The sequence below is a fragment of the Psychrobacter sp. bablab_jr014 genome (assembly GCF_016464015.1).
Taxonomy (GTDB): Bacteria; Pseudomonadota; Gammaproteobacteria; order Pseudomonadales; family Moraxellaceae; genus Psychrobacter.
Genome location: NZ_JACDXT010000028.1, coordinates 1 through 16,864, shown reverse-complemented (window position 1 = coordinate 16,864; position 16,864 = coordinate 1). Strand labels below are relative to the sequence as shown.

Below are 16,864 nucleotides of genomic sequence, written 5' to 3'. Positions count from 1 at the left end.
TAAAAACGCCCGCTTGATAACAGCAAACTACGGCTTAAAATACCGATTCAAAGTCGCCCATCTCGACCTGTACTGATTTGGTTTGGGTATAATGCGCCAGCGTCTGCACGCCATTTTCACGGCCAATACCTGAATGTTTATAGCCGCCGACAGGCATCTGCGCTGCTGACTCGCCCCACGTATTAATCCAGCAAATACCCGCCTCAATCTGACCGATAATACGGTGCGCGCGGTTGATGTCATTGGTGACAATCCCTGCGGCTAAGCCGTAGTCGGTATCATTAGCACGACTAATCACTTCTTCTTCGGTCTCATAGGTCAAAATAGACATCACAGGACCAAAGATTTCATCTTGCACAATGCTCATATCATCAGTGCAATCACTAAATACCGTCGGCGTAACGTATGCGCCATTTGCTAATGCGCTGTCTGTGACAGGCTCGCCACCAATCAATAGACGTGCGGCTGACGCTTTACCCTGCTCAATATAGTCCAAGACTTTTTGCTGATGCGCACTGCTAACAAGCGGCCCCATCGTGACCGACTCATCCATCGGGTCGCCCAGCTTGATACGCTGTACGCGGGTAACGATTGCCGCTTCAAAATCCGCTTGCATGGCTTTAGGTACAAAAACACGCGTGCCATTGGTACACACCTGACCTGTGCTATAAAAGTTCGCCATCATCGCAATATCAGCGGCTTTATTGATATCCGCATCATCACAGACAATGAGCGGAGACTTGCCGCCCAGCTCCATTGTGGCGTCTTTGAGCGATGACGATGTCGCACTTGCCATTACTTTTTTGCCCGTGGGCACGCTGCCAGTAAAGGAAACTTTAGCAATGTCAGGATGTTGGCTTAACGCCTCACCCACGCGGTAATCGCCTTGTACCACGTTATACACACCATCAGGCAAACCCGCTTTGCTTAATATTTCTGCCAGTTTAAGCGCAGCCAGTGGCGTGACTTCTGAGGGTTTAAAAATCATCGCATTACCTGCCGCCAGCGCAGGTGCTGCCTTCCACATGGCGATTTGAATCGGATAGTTCCAAGCGCCAATGCCCGCGACCACGCCGAGAGGCTCTTCACGTGTATAAACAAAGCTGCTATCGCGCAGTGGAATTTGACGCCCTTCAATCGCAGGTGCCAGTCCTGCGTAATACTCAATCACATCCGCGCCTGTCACGATGTCTACATATTTGGTTTCAGACAGCGCCTTACCTGTGTCTTTGGTCTCTAGCACTGCCAGCACATCATTGTATTCACGCAGCATATCAACTGCCTTTAGCAAGATACGTCCGCGCTCGGTTGGGGTCATCGCCGCCCACACCTTTTGACCTGCGATAGCTGATGTCACGGCCTGATTAACCTCAGCGTCACTGCTCTGCTGTACTGTCGCTAACACCTCCCCTGTCGCAGGATTGATGCTATCAAAGCGCTCAGCCTCTGCAGACTCTGCCACATATCGACCATTAATAAAGGCCGTTTGCACATCGTTAAATCCGATTACATCGTTGATATCATTGAATTTTGTCATAAACACACTCTTTGTTGGATTGTTCATTGAATAAAATTTATAGTAAAAATTTCTGCTGGTCTCAAAGGCCGTTAATGCAGAGCAGTATAAAACTAAAGACATTAAATGGCTGTTCGTACAGGCAAAGACTACCAGCGTATACCCTAGAGATAGTATGGCCTGTATGGATTAATGGCAGTCGGGCTGAGTGAGCGCAATCAAACGGTGATACACAGCAGCTTTATCAAATTTTTGAATGCCAGAAAAATCTGATAACCAAAGCCCATCTGCTGCCAAGCGCGCCAGACTTAATGCTTCCCCATCATCAGTGTTCTGGTGACGCACTAAGCGCGCCTGCAATACCTCCGACCATAGTGCGCGTAGATGACTGTCTCCAAGCATCAGTACATACAACGTGGCTTGGTGATTCATCTCCTGTTGACCCTGTTCACTTAAATTAATCGTGGCATTAATATATGCGCGCGTAAACGAGCCGTGCGCCACATCGTCTTTGGCCATCAATGCATCAACCTCATCTTCAAATTTGGCAACAGCATCATCAAACACCGCTTTAATCAGCGCATCTTTGGTCGAGAAATGATGCATCACCCCACCTTTGGTGACGCCGACCGCGTCTGCAACGGCTTGAAACGTGACTTTAGACAACCCTGCCTCTAGTGTAATACGCGCCGCTTGTTCAATCAGTGCACGACGTATCAGCTCAGGTTGTTTTTTACGTTTATATGCATTTTTCATAGTTATCAACACCTTAAATCGGTCGGTATGTGAGATAAAAAGTCGCCATACCAGCCTGCGCCTCTTTTCTCGAAGAGATATCTTTACAAAACCGTCTTTATTTTTACTTAGTAAATAAAAGATACCGCACGGTCGGTATTTTACACATCTAAGTAGATATTGCAAATTAAGCGGACATTCATAGTCAAATCATCAACATTATTTGCGAAGAAAATCAGGCATTTATGCTTTTCTAGAAGATAGCAGATTACTGACAAGGCTATATCAGCCTAAGGCTATAGCCAATGGCAATATACCAATTAAACTGCCCAAAATTATTAAAGGCCTAAAAGTAACAAATTGTTAATAAAAAATAGTACGGCATAAAAAAACGCTGAACAGTGACTGTCCAGCGTTTTGTTTTTAAGAGATAAGATAAAAATAAACAGTGACTAAGGCAAAAAGATTGAAATATGTGCTTGCTCTTTATTTTCTTGAATGACTTGATTATAAGCTGTTAGTTGGCTGTCGGTATTGTGGTTGGTGAAGTAATACATGATACCAAAGATACTGGTCAGCAAAAACGCAATCGCTGCAATAATCATCCATAAAGGTGTTTGACGGGTCAGTGTGTGTTTAATCTGATCTGGAATCGCCCAAAACGGAGCAAACTCATGCTTATTACCACGTAAATGCTCAATTTCATCACCCAAACGCGCAATCAGATAACGGATTTTTTCTGACGCCTCAAGGCGATATTTTCCTTGAAAGCCCAGCAGCATCGCATAGTGGTACACCTCAAGCGCAGGCAGACGCTTTTCGCCCTGCTCGCGCAAGCTGTCCAAGCGATCAAAAAACTCATTGCCCGCAATCTGTGATCCGAACAAATCAAGCTGTAATGGGTGCAGCTCCCAAGCGTCTTTGAGCATCTGAAAATCGGCCTCTTGTGAGGTCATAATCGTTTCATCAACCAAAGCACAGTAAGCATATTTGGCTTCGTGTACGTCTTCTGACATAAAGCCTTTTTTACGCGCATCGACTTCAAACTTATCTAAAAAACCATAAATTTTTTGACGAAAATCACTTGGATTTTGACTAAAATAGTAATTGCGCAATAAAAAAACCAAATAAAACCCGTCATACATGATATCAATGAGCGAGCGACTGCCCAGACGCTTTTCTAGCCCCTCCATAGAGATACTAGAAGCCACCTCCCCTGAGTCTAAAAGCGAAGGTCTGCTATTGGCGGTAGTATTGGTTGACATAAAAATTCCAACTATTGATATGAGACACCATTGAGTTACGCAATGGCCATCAACTCGATTTTAAGGTCATCAAAACCATTAGGTACATAAACGCAGATAGATTCTAGCTTCATCATCTCATCGTAGATCTCACCGACTTGTTCAATCATAAAGTAGGCAAATCCAGGACGAACAGGAATGGCGCTTGGCACTTGTGACACGTGCGAGATAGAGCAGCCAGGTAACGCAGCCAAAACCCGCTTTTCAACCGCGTCAGGCGCACCAATTTTAAAGCGGCGTGGCACCAAATCTACCAGTTCATGCATCGGCAGGCTTGAACTGACAGACAGATATAACTGAGAGCTGCGCGTAATCTTATCGGTATTTAAATCACCCAAATAATAAGACGGCTTGGTCTGACGCAAAGTAATTGAGATAAAGTTACTGGCGATGACTGTGTTTAACAGCTCACGAATGATATTAATAATACTACTAAAAGATTCATTGACATTATCATGACGATAATGGGGCAGGTCAGACACTTTATATAGCGTGCTGAACGTCGCCAGCTGACTGGCAACACTCAAAAATGCCTCAAACAAACGCTCAGGATGCAGTTTTGGATGATGATAAATGTGATTAAGCTGCGCGCATGCGGTGTTTAGTGTATGCAATAACCAAAACGAAGCAATATCTGAAGAGCGAAATTCTAAAAGATCGCTATTAGATTGCCGATGGTGGTCGTATAGCGAGCTTGATTTGGTGGATATCATGGTAATCAAGCGATGCAACTGGTTGAGCAAACTGGCATTACTTTGAACCTGTAGACTCGGTACGACATAGTCATTATCGAGCGTATAGCCGCCTTGAGTGGTACGGGTCAGCTTGGCCAGTAATATCACTGCATTGTCATCATGCGTAGGTGAGCTGCTGTGACTCAGCTGTATCTGTGGCGATAGCTGAATGGTATCAATCACTGCATCTGCTGCTTGACTGTAAAGGTCTTGCGTTTCATTAGATGTTCGGACATAGCGCGCACTGTCTTTGCTATCATCTTTGATATTTTGTCCGCTATGATGCAGCATATCTAGCTGCAAAAAGACAAAGATATCATCGCGATTGTCTTTAATATCAAGCGTTAATGATTTAGGCAATACATCTGTATAAGGCGCACGGTACAACGTACCATCGGGCAATACTGCCTGAATATGTTGAAAGCTCAGCATACCACTATCAAGCAGCTGCTCATCAATGCGCACATCAACCACACCATATAGATATGGATGGGTCAGCTGCATAGAATGGGCGCGCTGCATATTATGATAGTTGTCTTGAACTTGAAAGTGCTGTGGTCTTAAAAATAAGCCCTCACCCCACAATACCTGATTGTTTATCAAGTGCTTCTCCTATGAGCAGCGTACGAGCGGCTGTTGGTAATTATTAAGTTTTTGCTTGAATGGTGTGCCTGGCTCTAGACTGATACCTGATTCGATATTGACGTCACAGGCGCCTACGTTAACCGTTAATGGCGTGTCAAAATCAAGATTTTGTAATGGTATCAAAAATTGCGAGCGCTTTTTGGTATAGCGCAGACCCACTTTAACGGCGATAAATTTTGCGTCACTGGGTATGTTCAATATCTGTTCAGTCGAGCGTTTGGGAATCAGCACCAATTCTTTTTGTGCTAATGATTCAAGCTCAGCAAATTGTTCTTGATCTTCTAAAAACGCGATATAAACCGTGCTCGCCGTGCCTGTCGTGCCACGTCCTGCATTGGCTGTAGCGAGCGGATTGAGTGCTATTGTGACTTGCTGCTGCTGCATTTTTTCTTGTAGTGCTTGCTGCTGCTCTGTCATTTGTGCCAGCTGTTCTTGTTGCTTGGCCAACTGCGCTTTGAGCGCCTGCAATTCTGTATCTTCACCTACCCCCACTAAGTTCTTAATCTTATCTATCGTGGTGCTCGAGTTTTCACTGATTGGCGCTGTTATGGCGTCTTTGGTTGCACAGCCTACCAGCCCAAGAACACACACGTTGCCCAATACAGCGGCTATAATACTGCGCTTAATCCACTCATTCATACGTTTTTATACTACCTGTTTGATTGTCACTGCTGATTCATTACTGCTGCGTTAAGAGCTCTGCCATCTCTGGGCGTCCAAGCACACCTTTTTTGCGCAGCTCTACATGCCCCAAATCCATCATTTTCCAGTCACCACCCCAAACCAAGCCAGCTGATTTTGCAACCTGTCCATACAGGCGATAGCCTTGCATAGCCCATGGGTCTTTTTCAGAGATGACAATTTTTCCATTACGAATAAAGGCACTGTCAGCCGCCAAGCCAAACTGATGATAGCTCTTATACGAACCAGCTTTAGTCACGTGTGTGCCCTGTCTTAGCAAGCGTGCCTGACGCGATGGGCTACGATAACCCTCTAACAGCACCATGTCATAACCATATTGGTCATGCATCACCTTATAGACAGTCAATAGGCGCTGCACAAATTCTGAATTCATCTTATTCCAGTTACGGTCAGCATTTTTAATATTAATCTGTCCTGTGCTGATATGGGTACTAAGCGCTGTATTTGTCGGCATGGTTCTTGATGCATCAAATGCTGATAAATCAAGCACAGATTGCGTGTTGTCTGTGTTTGGCGCATTTGATGTACCAAAAGGTGACCAGTCGCCCTCTTGTATTGTACTCGCCTGATAGCTGGCAATTTCTGCGTCTAATTCAGCAAACAGCGCTTCAGGTGGCGCAGGCGGTGGCTGTAGTTGCTCCCCTGCCAGCAGCTGGCTTACTTGAGCATCCGTCCCAAAGTCATCATCACCATAACTATGATACACCGCCAAAGAATGGCTGTTTAGCAAGCGATAACATATACCAAGCGTAGCAATGATTAACAGCGTACAACTGAGCATCAATGTCATCTTCGGTTTTGGCAGTTTGGGCATCTGGATACTGCTTGTCTGCCATTTCAAAGATTTTCGCATGCGCTTAGGACGCACTGTTGATATAAGCGAGTACTGTAATTTAAGTTTATTCCCAATCCTTAAAAGCTGCGACCCGAAATAGTGACCATCATATAACAGTGCAGTCAGCACAATTGCTATGAAAACCAAACCGCAGATGACGATATAAACCATGTGCTAAAGCAACTTACAAAGTCGATTGAAATAAAAAACCCCATATCAAAAGCTACTTATGTTCATGAAAACAGACAAACCATCATATGATGATATCGTTAGAACAAAATTTTACTATTGTCAAAAAGAGATATGGTTACAAGTCGGCAATTATAGATAAAAAAGTAGAAAATTCCAATAAAAACCTAAAAAAACAAGTTATTTACTGATATTTATTAATCCACACACTGGTAAAATATAACTTTAGTGTACTTAATTCCTAAATTGATCATGTATATTAAGCATTTTTGGTAGAAAAAATAACCAAAATACCATAAAATACCTTTTTTTTGCGAACAATTGGCCTGTATTGATAAAAGGAATGGCAAGTGGTTTTAAAAAAAACACTAAATTATGTACGCTATTCCCTAGTAGCTGTGTTGATTTTGTATTTGGGTATCGTGTGGCTTTACTTTAAAGACAATGCGTCTTCACTTACCGTTTCAAGCTTTGTTCTATGGTTCTTAGGACTGCCTTTGCTGTTTTTGGGTGCACTTGGCGCGCTACGATGGTACCAAAACAAACCTGCCGCTGAGGAAGACCCTGCACTTGATACGCCCAAAACAGCTATCAAGGCCGATAGAGCGCCAATTAGCCATCGCTTATTATTATCAGGTCACCTGCTGCTACCAGAAGGCAATGAGTGGTCACAAATCATTGATAATACTGAAGACTTAACCGAAATTAACCATTCGCTTACTGATCACTTTGGCCTACCAAAATTGACAAAGCCTATTGCCGAGGTAGAAGAGCAGATGGCTTGGTCTACTCAAGAAGACAGTGAAACGTCTGAGCCAACCATGTCGACATTCACTCAGCGCATCATAGCGCTACTGCAGTTGCAGCTAGTGGCTCATGATGACACCCTAGCTAATATTGGTGCGCATTTTTCACATCACTACACAGACCGCGATGCTATAGACACCGCCTCAGACATTCATCCAGAGTGGCAAAATAGCGCTACGCTGCACATGCAGCAAGAGGACGCGGCACGTATTCCTGCCCAACCTGCACTATCAATGTTTGAGCTATATATATATACGCCAAACGATGCCGAACACACCGCTATCAAAGAATCCGTGACCGTATGGATGGCTGATTATGGTATAGCAGGCGGGCAGCTCTCTATTCATTTAATTACGCCTCAAGATGCTATCGGTGAACCTTTAGGGTTTATCAGTGACGTCTTGCGCCGTGTTGCTGAGACGACTCAGCCACGACTGGGCATGTTGATGGTGGCTGAGACACACATCGACCAAGAGTGGTTCGATAACTATGCCGATATCAGCATGACTGATGATACTGTACCTACGGAGGCAGCCAGCGCATTGCTATTTGCCAATCATGCTGCAGGTGACATTATTTCTTTAGAACAGCTACTGCCTATACAGCTGAGCACCACTATCGACCTGCCTGAATCTAACGATCAATTTGATGCACCAAAACGCTCGTATAAACAGCTGTTACCGCAAATACAATCGACATTACTGGCACAAAAAATCATACCACCAGTCGCTGATGAATCGACAGACGCAGACGATATCGAGGATAAAGAACGCTCACTCATACTGCTTTCAGACATCGACGTGATTAAACAAACGGAAGCACTGACACCGTTTATGCGCTTTACCGATGACTTAGCACAGCGGCACATTGATGTAACGACCCATCATTTTGGGCACTTTACCCTCACTAATCCTTGGCTACGCTGCTTTATGCCGATTTGTTTATTAACGCAATATCAATATGAGCACACCGAACGTACAGACACATTGCTCGCCGTCATCCAACATCCGAACTGTTGTAGTCTTTGGCACTTAGATACTCCCTAGTTGACAGACCGTCGCGACTTTATTTTTCATACCATTTATTAGGTAGCTGATATGTTTTCAGGCTTTTTCCATCTTATCTATCACCCTAAAGTACTGTTTGCTTTGGCGGTGATTGTTGCCCTTGTCTTATTGTATGACTATGTTGGTTTAACCACCTTTATGATGATTGTTGGTACGTTGATTGTCGCCGCAATCATCGGGTTCTTTGCCTATCGACTGTGGCAAAAGAAGAAGGCCGCAGGCGAGCAGCTGGCAGACTTAATCGAAGGTGGTGATACTGAGAGCGGCACAGCTGTTGATACCAAAGATGCGAACGCGGAAGAAATACAGTCGCTACGTGAGCAAATGCAGGATGCGATTAAGACCATTCGCAAGTCAAAAATGGGCGACCGCACAGGTAATGCTGCCTTATATGAGCTGCCATGGTACATGGTGATTGGCAACCCTGCTGCAGGAAAAAGCTCAGCCGTGCTGCATTCAGGGCTAAAATTTCCCTTTATGGAAAAGACCGATACTTTATCGGTAAAAGGGATTGGGGGCACACGTAATTGTGATTGGTTCTTTTCAACCGAAGGCATTTTGCTCGATACGGCGGGACGTTATTCTATCTATGAAGACGATCGCTCGGAGTGGCTATCGTTCTTAGGACTGTTAAAAAAGAACCGTCCAAAAGCGCCCATTAATGGCATTATCATCACCGTCAGTATTGCAGATTTGACACAAAATGACCCAAGCTATGCCGTTGATTTGGCAAAGAACCTGCGCAGCCGTGTCCAAGATGTCACCGAGCATTTAGAAGTTCATGCGCCTGTGTACGTCCTCTTTACTAAAATGGATTTAATTTCAGGCTTCCGCGATTTCTTTAATGATTATGAGCAAGAAGAGCGCGACCAAGTATGGGGCGCTACCATTCCCTACCCTGAAAATCCTGACGAAATCAACATTACAGACTTGTTTGAAACACACTTTAATACCTTGGTTGATGGTCTTAAAGATCTGAGTACGACCAAACTCTCACTGCGTCATCAGCGCACGGTCTCACCGAGCCTGATGACCTTTCCTATGGAATTTCAATCGCTGCGCCCCATGATTCGCACATTGGTGCATGCCTTGTTTGAGGACAATCCTTTTCAGTTTAAGCCCATCTTGCGCGGGTTTTATTTCACCAGTGCCTTACAAAAAGGACAGGTCAACAGCCAAATGACCGCGCAGATGGTCAAAAACTATAATTTATCTACACCTGCAGTGCCTTTGACCAGCGCCCAGCCGAATAATAACCAGCCGTATTTTTTACATCATTTATTTTCAAAGGTGATTTTAAAAGACAAGCATTTGGTTAAGCAGCATAAAAACCGTAGTAAACGCAGTCACCGTGCTGTAGTCACTTTAAGCGCGGTCGCGGTATTGTGTGTGGCATCCTCGCTTTGGACATGGTCGTATGCCAACAACAGACAGCTGACTGAGCGCGTACTGGCCGACTTACAACAAGTCGAAGAGATACAAAGTACGGCCGATGGTCGCTTACAAGAACAGCTCGCCTCCTTGATTGTCTTACAAAACCGTATCGAGCAGTTAGAGCGCTACGACGAAGATACGCCATTGTCATTGAGTTTCGGCCTGTATCAGGGTGATACGCTCAAGCAAAAACTATTAGAAGAGTACTATAACGGTATCAATATTATTTTGCTCAAACCCACCAAACAAAATATCGAGCAGTTTTTAGTGCAAGTGAACAACAATGCTGATGCACTTGAGAACAAGCGCTTGTCGCCTGAGACGAGCGAGACCGACACAAACGATACCGCGAAGCGCTATATTGAGTCAGATCCTACCGACGTCGAAGATGCTTATAACGCATTAAAAGCGTATTTGATGCTCGCCAATCATGAGCATCTAGAAACCAGCCATTTAAGCGATCAGATGACCCGATTTTGGCGCAGTTGGCTAGAGGCCAATCGCGCTGATATGCCTGAAGACAAAATGATTCGTCAAGCTGAGCGCATCTTAAGTTTTACCTTAGCGCATACACATGATAAAGGCTTTCCGCTGATTGATAATGATTTGGGCTTGGTGGATAAAGCCCGTGCTACGCTTACGAAGGTCAGTAAAGGCCAGCCTGCGCGTGAGCGGGTATACGCTGAGATTAAAATGCGTGCCTCTGCTCGCTTTCCATCTGTCACAGTCGCTCAAATCACCAAAGATTCTGTCAATAATGTCTTACTGGGCAGTTACGCGGTATCAGGGACGTTTACCAAGCAAGCTTGGACAGATTTTATCAGCGATGAGATTGATAAAGCAGCGACCACAAAAGTGGTTGCTGATGACTGGGTGCTTGCGACCAGTGGTCAAGATGACTTGACGCTAACAGGCAGCCCTGAGCAGATTAGAAAATATCTGGTCACGCGCTATAAGCAAGAATACATTCATGAGTGGCAGCGCTTTTTATCTCAAGTCTATATCCGTGAGAGTAAAGACTTTAAAGACCATGCAGTACTGTTAAGCCAGCTGTCTGATCCTAAAGAATCACCGCTAATGGCATTTTTTGCGATGCTAGACACACAGACTCATTGGGATGGTGTGGCCGCTACCGATACAGCAGATGAAAATACCGCTAAGCGTTCTTTTTTAGACTGGTTTAAACAAACCATTCTGCGCCAAAGCCCTTCTGAAGTGCAGCAAGTAGAAGCCGCCGTGTCTGCCAATCGCTCATCAGCAGCCAATAACGCGCCAGCCAAAGCTTCAGGGATTATTGCGCAGGAGTTTGCCTTTATCCATGCTTTGGTCATCAAACGCGAAGACAATCAGAACGAGTCACTACTCAATCGTTATTTGACCAGTTTGGGCGATATCCGTACGCGCTTTAACAACATTGCACGCAGTGAAGATATTGGCCCAGATGCGCTGCTGTTTGCCTCACAGACTCTGAGCAATGAGGGCTCTGAGCTGACCAAGTCGCTACAAATACTCGATGAGCAAATCTTAAGCCAAGCCAATTCAGAGATTAAACCGCGTGTCAGACCATTACTCAGCGAGCCATTGACGCGCTCGTTTAATATGCTGCTGACGCCCACCAAAGCCGAGATTAACAAAGTTTGGCAAGCGCAAGTGCAAAAACCCTTTGAGGATAATCTTGCTAAAAAATACCCCTTTACCAAAAATGCCAACCTTGAAGCCACACCTGCTGAAATTGGTCAATTCTTTGGGCAAGACGGTTATGTGTCTAAATTCGTCGCAGGCACGCTCTCGCCATTTATTATCCAGCGCGGTGACCAAATCTCAAGTAAGATTTGGAATGGCGCAGGCTTGGGGCTTAATCCTAAATTTGTTGCTGACTTTGGCCGTTATTTTATCAATTATACAGGCGGCGGGCGCAATGATAGCAGCGCTAATAACACAGCAAATACAGGTGGTGCGCGCCAGACGACTTTCCAAATCATGCCCCTGCCTGTGAGCGGTCTGACCGAATACACCATCGTACTTGATGGCCAGCAGCTACGCTATCGTATGGGCGCACAAGCGTGGACAACCTTTGTATGGCCAAACCCCAGCAGCCAACCTGGTGCGAGCATTCGTGCAAAAGATTACGATGGTAAAGACTACACCGTACTAGAAGAAGCAGGCAGCTTCGGCGTCGAGCGTTTTATTAATACGGCAAAGCGTACCCAGCTTGAGAACAATGTCGTTGAAATGACGTGGACAGGTGATGGCATCAGTATTCCTGTACGCTTTAGAATCATCAGTGGTAGCGAGAGCGCTTCCTCTCAAGGACAGTCAGGCAATCCGTTTACAGGTCTAAAACTGCCTGAAGAAGTCATCGGTCTTGGTGTTACCCGTACAGCAAATCAAATCAACGAGCAGGCACAAAACGCGCCTGCAACCACTAGCAACACAGCAAACAACAGCGAGCGTGCTACGCCTGTGGGCACAACGACCAATACACCTGCCAGCAATGATACGGACAACAGCAGCACGACAAATGATGCAAGCAATAACAGCAATGTTGCAGTAGCAGCGACTACTGAGGAAGCGACGTCATGATATCAGACAGCACCCTACCACTGAGCTATTTTGGCAAACTGCCTGCACGCGGCGACTTTGTACGCGCGCGGCACCATGTCGCCGACATTGAAACCATTGATCGCTGGGTCAGTGATGCCATTAGACTCTCAAACACCCTAACAGAGACATTAAACACGCTCAGCTTTAGTCATGTGAATACCAGCGCCCAACAAGTCATTACGGGCAGCATGATTGCCAGTCATGACAGTAGTGGCCGCAAATATCCGCTTATCGGCTTTTGCGTACTGTACTTAGAAAAGCCCAAACAGTGGATGAACTATCTGCCCAGTAAATCTGTGCCGATATGGTGTGATATTGATGGTGCATTGACGCAGGTAGTCAATACGTCCAATGCACAAGCGACAGACTTGCTTAGTCAACATACAGTACTTGTGCACAACAGCGGCAGTCCACAATATTATGACTTTATAAACAGTACCACGCTCTATGATATTGCGGCTTATAAAAACTGTGATAAGCAGGATATTGCCCAACAAATTATCGCCGCAGGCCTGTTGTTTTTACCGACTTACACCAAGGGCTTTCATGGTCTTAATAAGACGCTGTGCTGGACACTTGGCCACGATAAAGATAAAGCCATTGGGCTTGCGACATTTTGGCATGATTTAATACATGGTTTTTATCAACCGCATGAGCTGCATTTAAACACCTACTTTTATAAACGTAATAACACCTATCAGCTGTTTATTGGTTTTGGTGAGCCAGACAGTCAAGTATTGGCACAAATTACCGATACGGATACTACATTTCATGAAGACTGGGTCGTGATGGACGATAGTCAGTGGACACAAGACTATATCAATGAGGACATTGGCTTGACCCGCTTTAGCCAAATGCTGCTGCGCGAAGACAGCTTTTTATATGATGTGCGGCAACTGTTTAAAACCGTATTTTTAGCCCAGTGATAGTCACGGTTTTACGGTTCGCTCCAATTATGGTTACCAAAGATAAAAGAGGGATTGTTATGTTGATTTATAACCCAGCTGCCGCACAAAACAACAAAAAAAGCTACTACAAACGCGGTATTTGCGCCTTGATAGCGACCAGCCTGTCAGTCAGCATGCTCGTTTTTGCTGACCACCATAATAGCAATATCGAGAATGGCAGTGTGCCTGTGGTTATCAAAGGCGTGGTTGCCACACAGTCGGACAAGCAACAACTGATTGATAAACTTCAAAAACAGTATCCAGAGCATAGGGTCAATGACGAAATAGAAGTGCACTCTGGTATCAATTTACCGACCAACTGGCAACAAGTCACAAGTGCCATTATTGATAGCGACATTACCGCTATTCGTCAAGGGCGCATTGATATTAATGGCACGACCATTAGCTTGCATGGCAAAGTGAATAGCCTTGAGCAAAAACAAGCCATTCAAAATCGTATTCATACTCGCCTAACCGACCTATACCAACTTGAAAATAATTTGGTTGTGGTCGAAGGTGAGCAGCGCTTGATCGATGACACGCTCGGCGACCGTATTGTCGAGTTTGAATCAGGTAGTACCAACCTCACACCGCGTGGCCTTGGTATTTTGGATGAGATGGCAGGCGCCCTGAATCGCGTTGGCAATAAGTCAGTTACCATTACGGGCCATACCGACAATACAGGTAATGCCAGTGCCAATTTACTGCTTTCAAATCAGCGTGCTGAAGCGGTTAAAGAGTATCTAATTGGTCGTGGTATTGATACCTCACGACTCAGTACGGCAGGCAAAGGGGATACCGACCCTATTGCCACCAATGATACCGAAGCAGGACGCACACGCAATCGCCGTATTGAATTTACGGTTGACAACTAGTCACGTCACCCGTGAGCAAGAAACTTAATCCAAGCCTTATTAAAAGTTACAGGGACACTTGTTATGTTTCGTCTTATCAACACCGTCTTGCCCATGCATGGCGATAGACTGTATGCCAGTGAGCGCAGCACACAGGCGGCTTATGCCAGTAGTGTATCAGATGTGAGCACACATCAAACATGGCAGCAGTCATTGATGGAAGCACACAATGAAGACAGAATATTACAGCTGCTGGGCGCCAATTCTGCTGACAACATCTCGCAGCACGGCATAGACACCTATGTTATCCATGCTTATATTCACGAGCAGCACCATACGCCGTTTACCTCATTAGCATCACTCATCGGCTCGCCGCTGACCATCAGCTATGAGACGCCAAATGGTATGGCATATCGTCATCTGCATATCATTGCCATCAGACAAATTGACCACGAAGGCAGCTATGGCTACTATCGCCTACTGGCGCAACCGATCACGTATCAATTACACACGCATCAATGCTCACATGTGGACATACAAACCGATGTTGTGACTATGACCGCTGAGCGCCTGTCCGAAGTAGATGTCAGCATAATTGATGATACCAATCAAAGCTGGACGCCTGCGCGCATGACGCAGTGGCAACAAAGTGACTGGGCGCACATTTGCGAGCGTTTGTCGCGTCAAGGTTTAAGCGCTTATCTGCGGCATAATAATACGTCTGAGCACAGTCCGCCAACACTCGTGATTACCAATGCCGAGCCTACTGAAGACAATACCATCAGTCGCAATCTCGGCGCTATCCGCTATCATCAAGCACTGCATGACCGCGTACAAGCACCTGTCTTGAGCCTAAATCAATCCGTCCATGTGATACCTGCACATGTGTATGCCGATCGCTTTGATGTGACAGGTGTGACACACAGCAGACAACAAACGACCAGTGCGCCTATCTATGATACCTCGGTCGTCTCATCAGGACTGACCATCGATACCCCTGCCGCATTTGCGCCCGTGATTGATACCCATAGCGTGGATGACGCACAGATATTGACCGATGCCAACCATACTCAGCACCATCACTATAATGCCCTATCTGTGGTGAATGACTTAGCAGTTGCAGACACCTTTCACTTAACGGGACATGACAGTCTTAATCATCATTATCGTGTGACGCACATCACTCATCTAGCGCGTAATAGCCTAGCGCATATCACAGGATTAACACTGAGCACGCGACATCAACAACGCCATGCCTCCATGCTTGATGCTGGTAGCCACTTAACCCAGCTGCGTCTTATTAATGCGGATACGCCATGGGTCGGCGCGCTATATACCAAACCGTACGTCCCTGCAGTCACAGGACTCACCGAGGCGCAAGATGACAGTGACAGTCGCAACCATATGACCCCAACTCGAATGGCGGTCATGGATGCCAGTGCCCAGCCTATCCATCGGTTAGAAGCACAGGCAGGCGCGAGCTACGGCACGCACTTTACCCACCGCGCTGATGACCAAACCCTCATACAGTCGATTGGTGCTAGCGAGCATTTAATCAATGCAGGCAGCCTCTTGTCTGAGACGCGCCCTAGCCTCTTTGCTACTGAGAACGAGCAAGCCATCGAAAGCGGCTATCGTCATCAAGACAGTGGCGCACTCACGGAATGGATTACTGACCATCGAGACACGCAGGCGTACTCCCAGTGGCAAGTCAAAGGCAGCACCACGTCACAGGTAAAAATGGGCATCATTGACCCCGCTACAGACAGCACTGCCAAGCGTGACGGTATACAGGTCACTACAGACGCACAAATCAGCGTTAAAACAGGCAACGCACTGTCACTATCAACGTATCCACAAACGCATCTGCAATCTGGGGAGCATGACTATCAACACCACACCCCGACCCTCACCCAAACCGCCCTCGGTGGACAACACCTGACCGAGCTTCTGACGCAACTAGCAAAGGGACTGGGTAAAACCGTCAATGATCATAGCGACATTAAAACCCAGCTAGAGACCATCAGTGAGGAGCAGCAAACCAAGACGCATCAAGAGACACCCTTTACCCTAATAGACAGTGCTGCCGATATCAGCTACAGCAGCACAGAGACCCTCATTACCCGTACTATGGGTGAGATGCTCAGCACAACCCAAGGTGACTATATCCTGACCAGCGGTGAGAACTATAGCCAAGTGAGTAACGAAGCCATGACTATGGTCGCTGATGGCAGCATCAGTATGACCAATGCTAAAGATAATATCCTACTTTCCGCACATACAGGCAAGCTTGAAGCAACGGCAAAGCAGGATGTCAATATTGCCTCATCAACGCAAGCTGTTGAGGTAATGGCGAATGATAAAATCACGCTGACAGCAGGCGGTGCTAGCATCGTCTTAGAGGGCGCGAATATTACCATCAGTGCCAATCAGTTTACAGAAAAGGCAGGTAAGCACAGTAAAGCGGGTGGCGGAATGGATGGGCTTGGGT

General features: G+C 46.0%; 11 protein-coding genes. 5 read left to right on the top strand and 6 right to left on the bottom strand.

Annotation, left to right across the window (positions count from 1 at the left end):
* Positions 1-34: 34 nt before the first annotated feature.
* The 6 genes from betB to JIE71_RS07510 form a co-directional block, all read right to left on the bottom strand.
* Positions 35-1,537: a betaine-aldehyde dehydrogenase gene (gene betB, locus JIE71_RS07535; RefSeq protein WP_199508120.1), complete on the bottom strand. Its 1,503-nt coding sequence runs from the start codon at positions 1,535-1,537 to the stop codon at positions 35-37.
* Between the two features lie 168 nt (positions 1,538-1,705).
* Positions 1,706-2,272, bottom strand: a complete 567-nt coding sequence (locus JIE71_RS07530) for a TetR/AcrR family transcriptional regulator (protein WP_206767432.1) — start codon at positions 2,270-2,272, stop codon at positions 1,706-1,708.
* A 431-nt stretch (positions 2,273-2,703) separates the two neighbouring features.
* Positions 2,704-3,516, bottom strand: coding sequence for a type IVB secretion system protein IcmH/DotU (gene icmH, locus JIE71_RS07525; protein ID WP_199508119.1), 813 nt, complete (start codon positions 3,514-3,516; stop codon positions 2,704-2,706).
* Between the two features lie 35 nt (positions 3,517-3,551).
* A complete protein-coding gene (gene tssK / locus JIE71_RS07520) occupies positions 3,552-4,892 on the bottom strand; it encodes a type VI secretion system baseplate subunit TssK (RefSeq protein ID WP_199508118.1) in 1,341 nt (446 codons plus the stop codon).
* 9 nt (positions 4,893-4,901) lie between these two features.
* A complete protein-coding gene (locus tag JIE71_RS07515; RefSeq protein ID WP_199508117.1) occupies positions 4,902-5,573 on the bottom strand; it encodes a hypothetical protein in 672 nt (223 codons plus the stop codon).
* A gap of 40 nt (positions 5,574-5,613) precedes the next feature.
* Positions 5,614-6,450, bottom strand: coding sequence for a M15 family metallopeptidase (locus JIE71_RS07510; protein ID WP_199508116.1), 837 nt, complete (start codon positions 6,448-6,450; stop codon positions 5,614-5,616).
* 560 nt (positions 6,451-7,010) lie between these two features.
* On the opposite strand from JIE71_RS07510, the gene JIE71_RS07505 reads away from it, so the two are divergent.
* From JIE71_RS07505 to JIE71_RS07485, 5 genes are all read left to right on the top strand, one after another.
* Positions 7,011-8,513 (top strand): hypothetical protein, encoded by a 1,503-nt coding sequence (locus JIE71_RS07505; RefSeq protein ID WP_199508115.1) that lies wholly within the window; start codon positions 7,011-7,013, stop codon positions 8,511-8,513.
* A gap of 51 nt (positions 8,514-8,564) precedes the next feature.
* The gene (gene tssM, locus JIE71_RS07500) at positions 8,565-12,551 is read left to right on the top strand and encodes a type VI secretion system membrane subunit TssM (RefSeq protein ID WP_199508114.1); all 3,987 of its coding nucleotides are present in this window, start codon (positions 8,565-8,567) and stop codon (positions 12,549-12,551) included.
* The gene (gene tagF / locus JIE71_RS07495) at positions 12,548-13,498 is read left to right on the top strand and encodes a type VI secretion system-associated protein TagF (protein ID WP_199508113.1); all 951 of its coding nucleotides are present in this window, start codon (positions 12,548-12,550) and stop codon (positions 13,496-13,498) included. The genes tssM and tagF overlap by 4 nt, the downstream gene beginning before the upstream one ends.
* A gap of 59 nt (positions 13,499-13,557) precedes the next feature.
* Complete coding sequence (locus JIE71_RS07490; protein WP_199508112.1) at positions 13,558-14,394, top strand: OmpA family protein; 837 nt, start codon at positions 13,558-13,560, stop codon at positions 14,392-14,394.
* Between the two features lie 63 nt (positions 14,395-14,457).
* A partial coding sequence (locus JIE71_RS07485) for a DUF2345 domain-containing protein (RefSeq protein WP_199508111.1) occupies positions 14,458-16,864 on the top strand: 2,407 nt, incomplete at its 3' end.

Bases quoted from the DNA above. Each gene is read 5' to 3' on its own strand.
- tagF (WP_199508113.1), top strand. From the start codon at position 12,548: ATGATATCAGACAGCACCCTACCACTGAGCTATTTTGGCAAACTGCCT.
- betB (WP_199508120.1), bottom strand. From the start codon at position 1,537: ATGACAAAATTCAATGATATCAACGATGTAATCGGATTTAACGATGTG.
- JIE71_RS07510 (WP_199508116.1), bottom strand. From the start codon at position 6,450: ATGCCCAAACTGCCAAAACCGAAGATGACATTGATGCTCAGTTGTACG.
- icmH (WP_199508119.1), bottom strand. From the start codon at position 3,516: ATGTCAACCAATACTACCGCCAATAGCAGACCTTCGCTTTTAGACTCA.
- JIE71_RS07490 (WP_199508112.1), top strand. From the start codon at position 13,558: ATGTTGATTTATAACCCAGCTGCCGCACAAAACAACAAAAAAAGCTAC.
- tssM (WP_199508114.1), top strand. From the start codon at position 8,565: ATGTTTTCAGGCTTTTTCCATCTTATCTATCACCCTAAAGTACTGTTT.
- JIE71_RS07530 (WP_206767432.1), bottom strand. From the start codon at position 2,272: ATGAAAAATGCATATAAACGTAAAAAACAACCTGAGCTGATACGTCGT.
- JIE71_RS07515 (WP_199508117.1), bottom strand. From the start codon at position 5,573: ATGAATGAGTGGATTAAGCGCAGTATTATAGCCGCTGTATTGGGCAAC.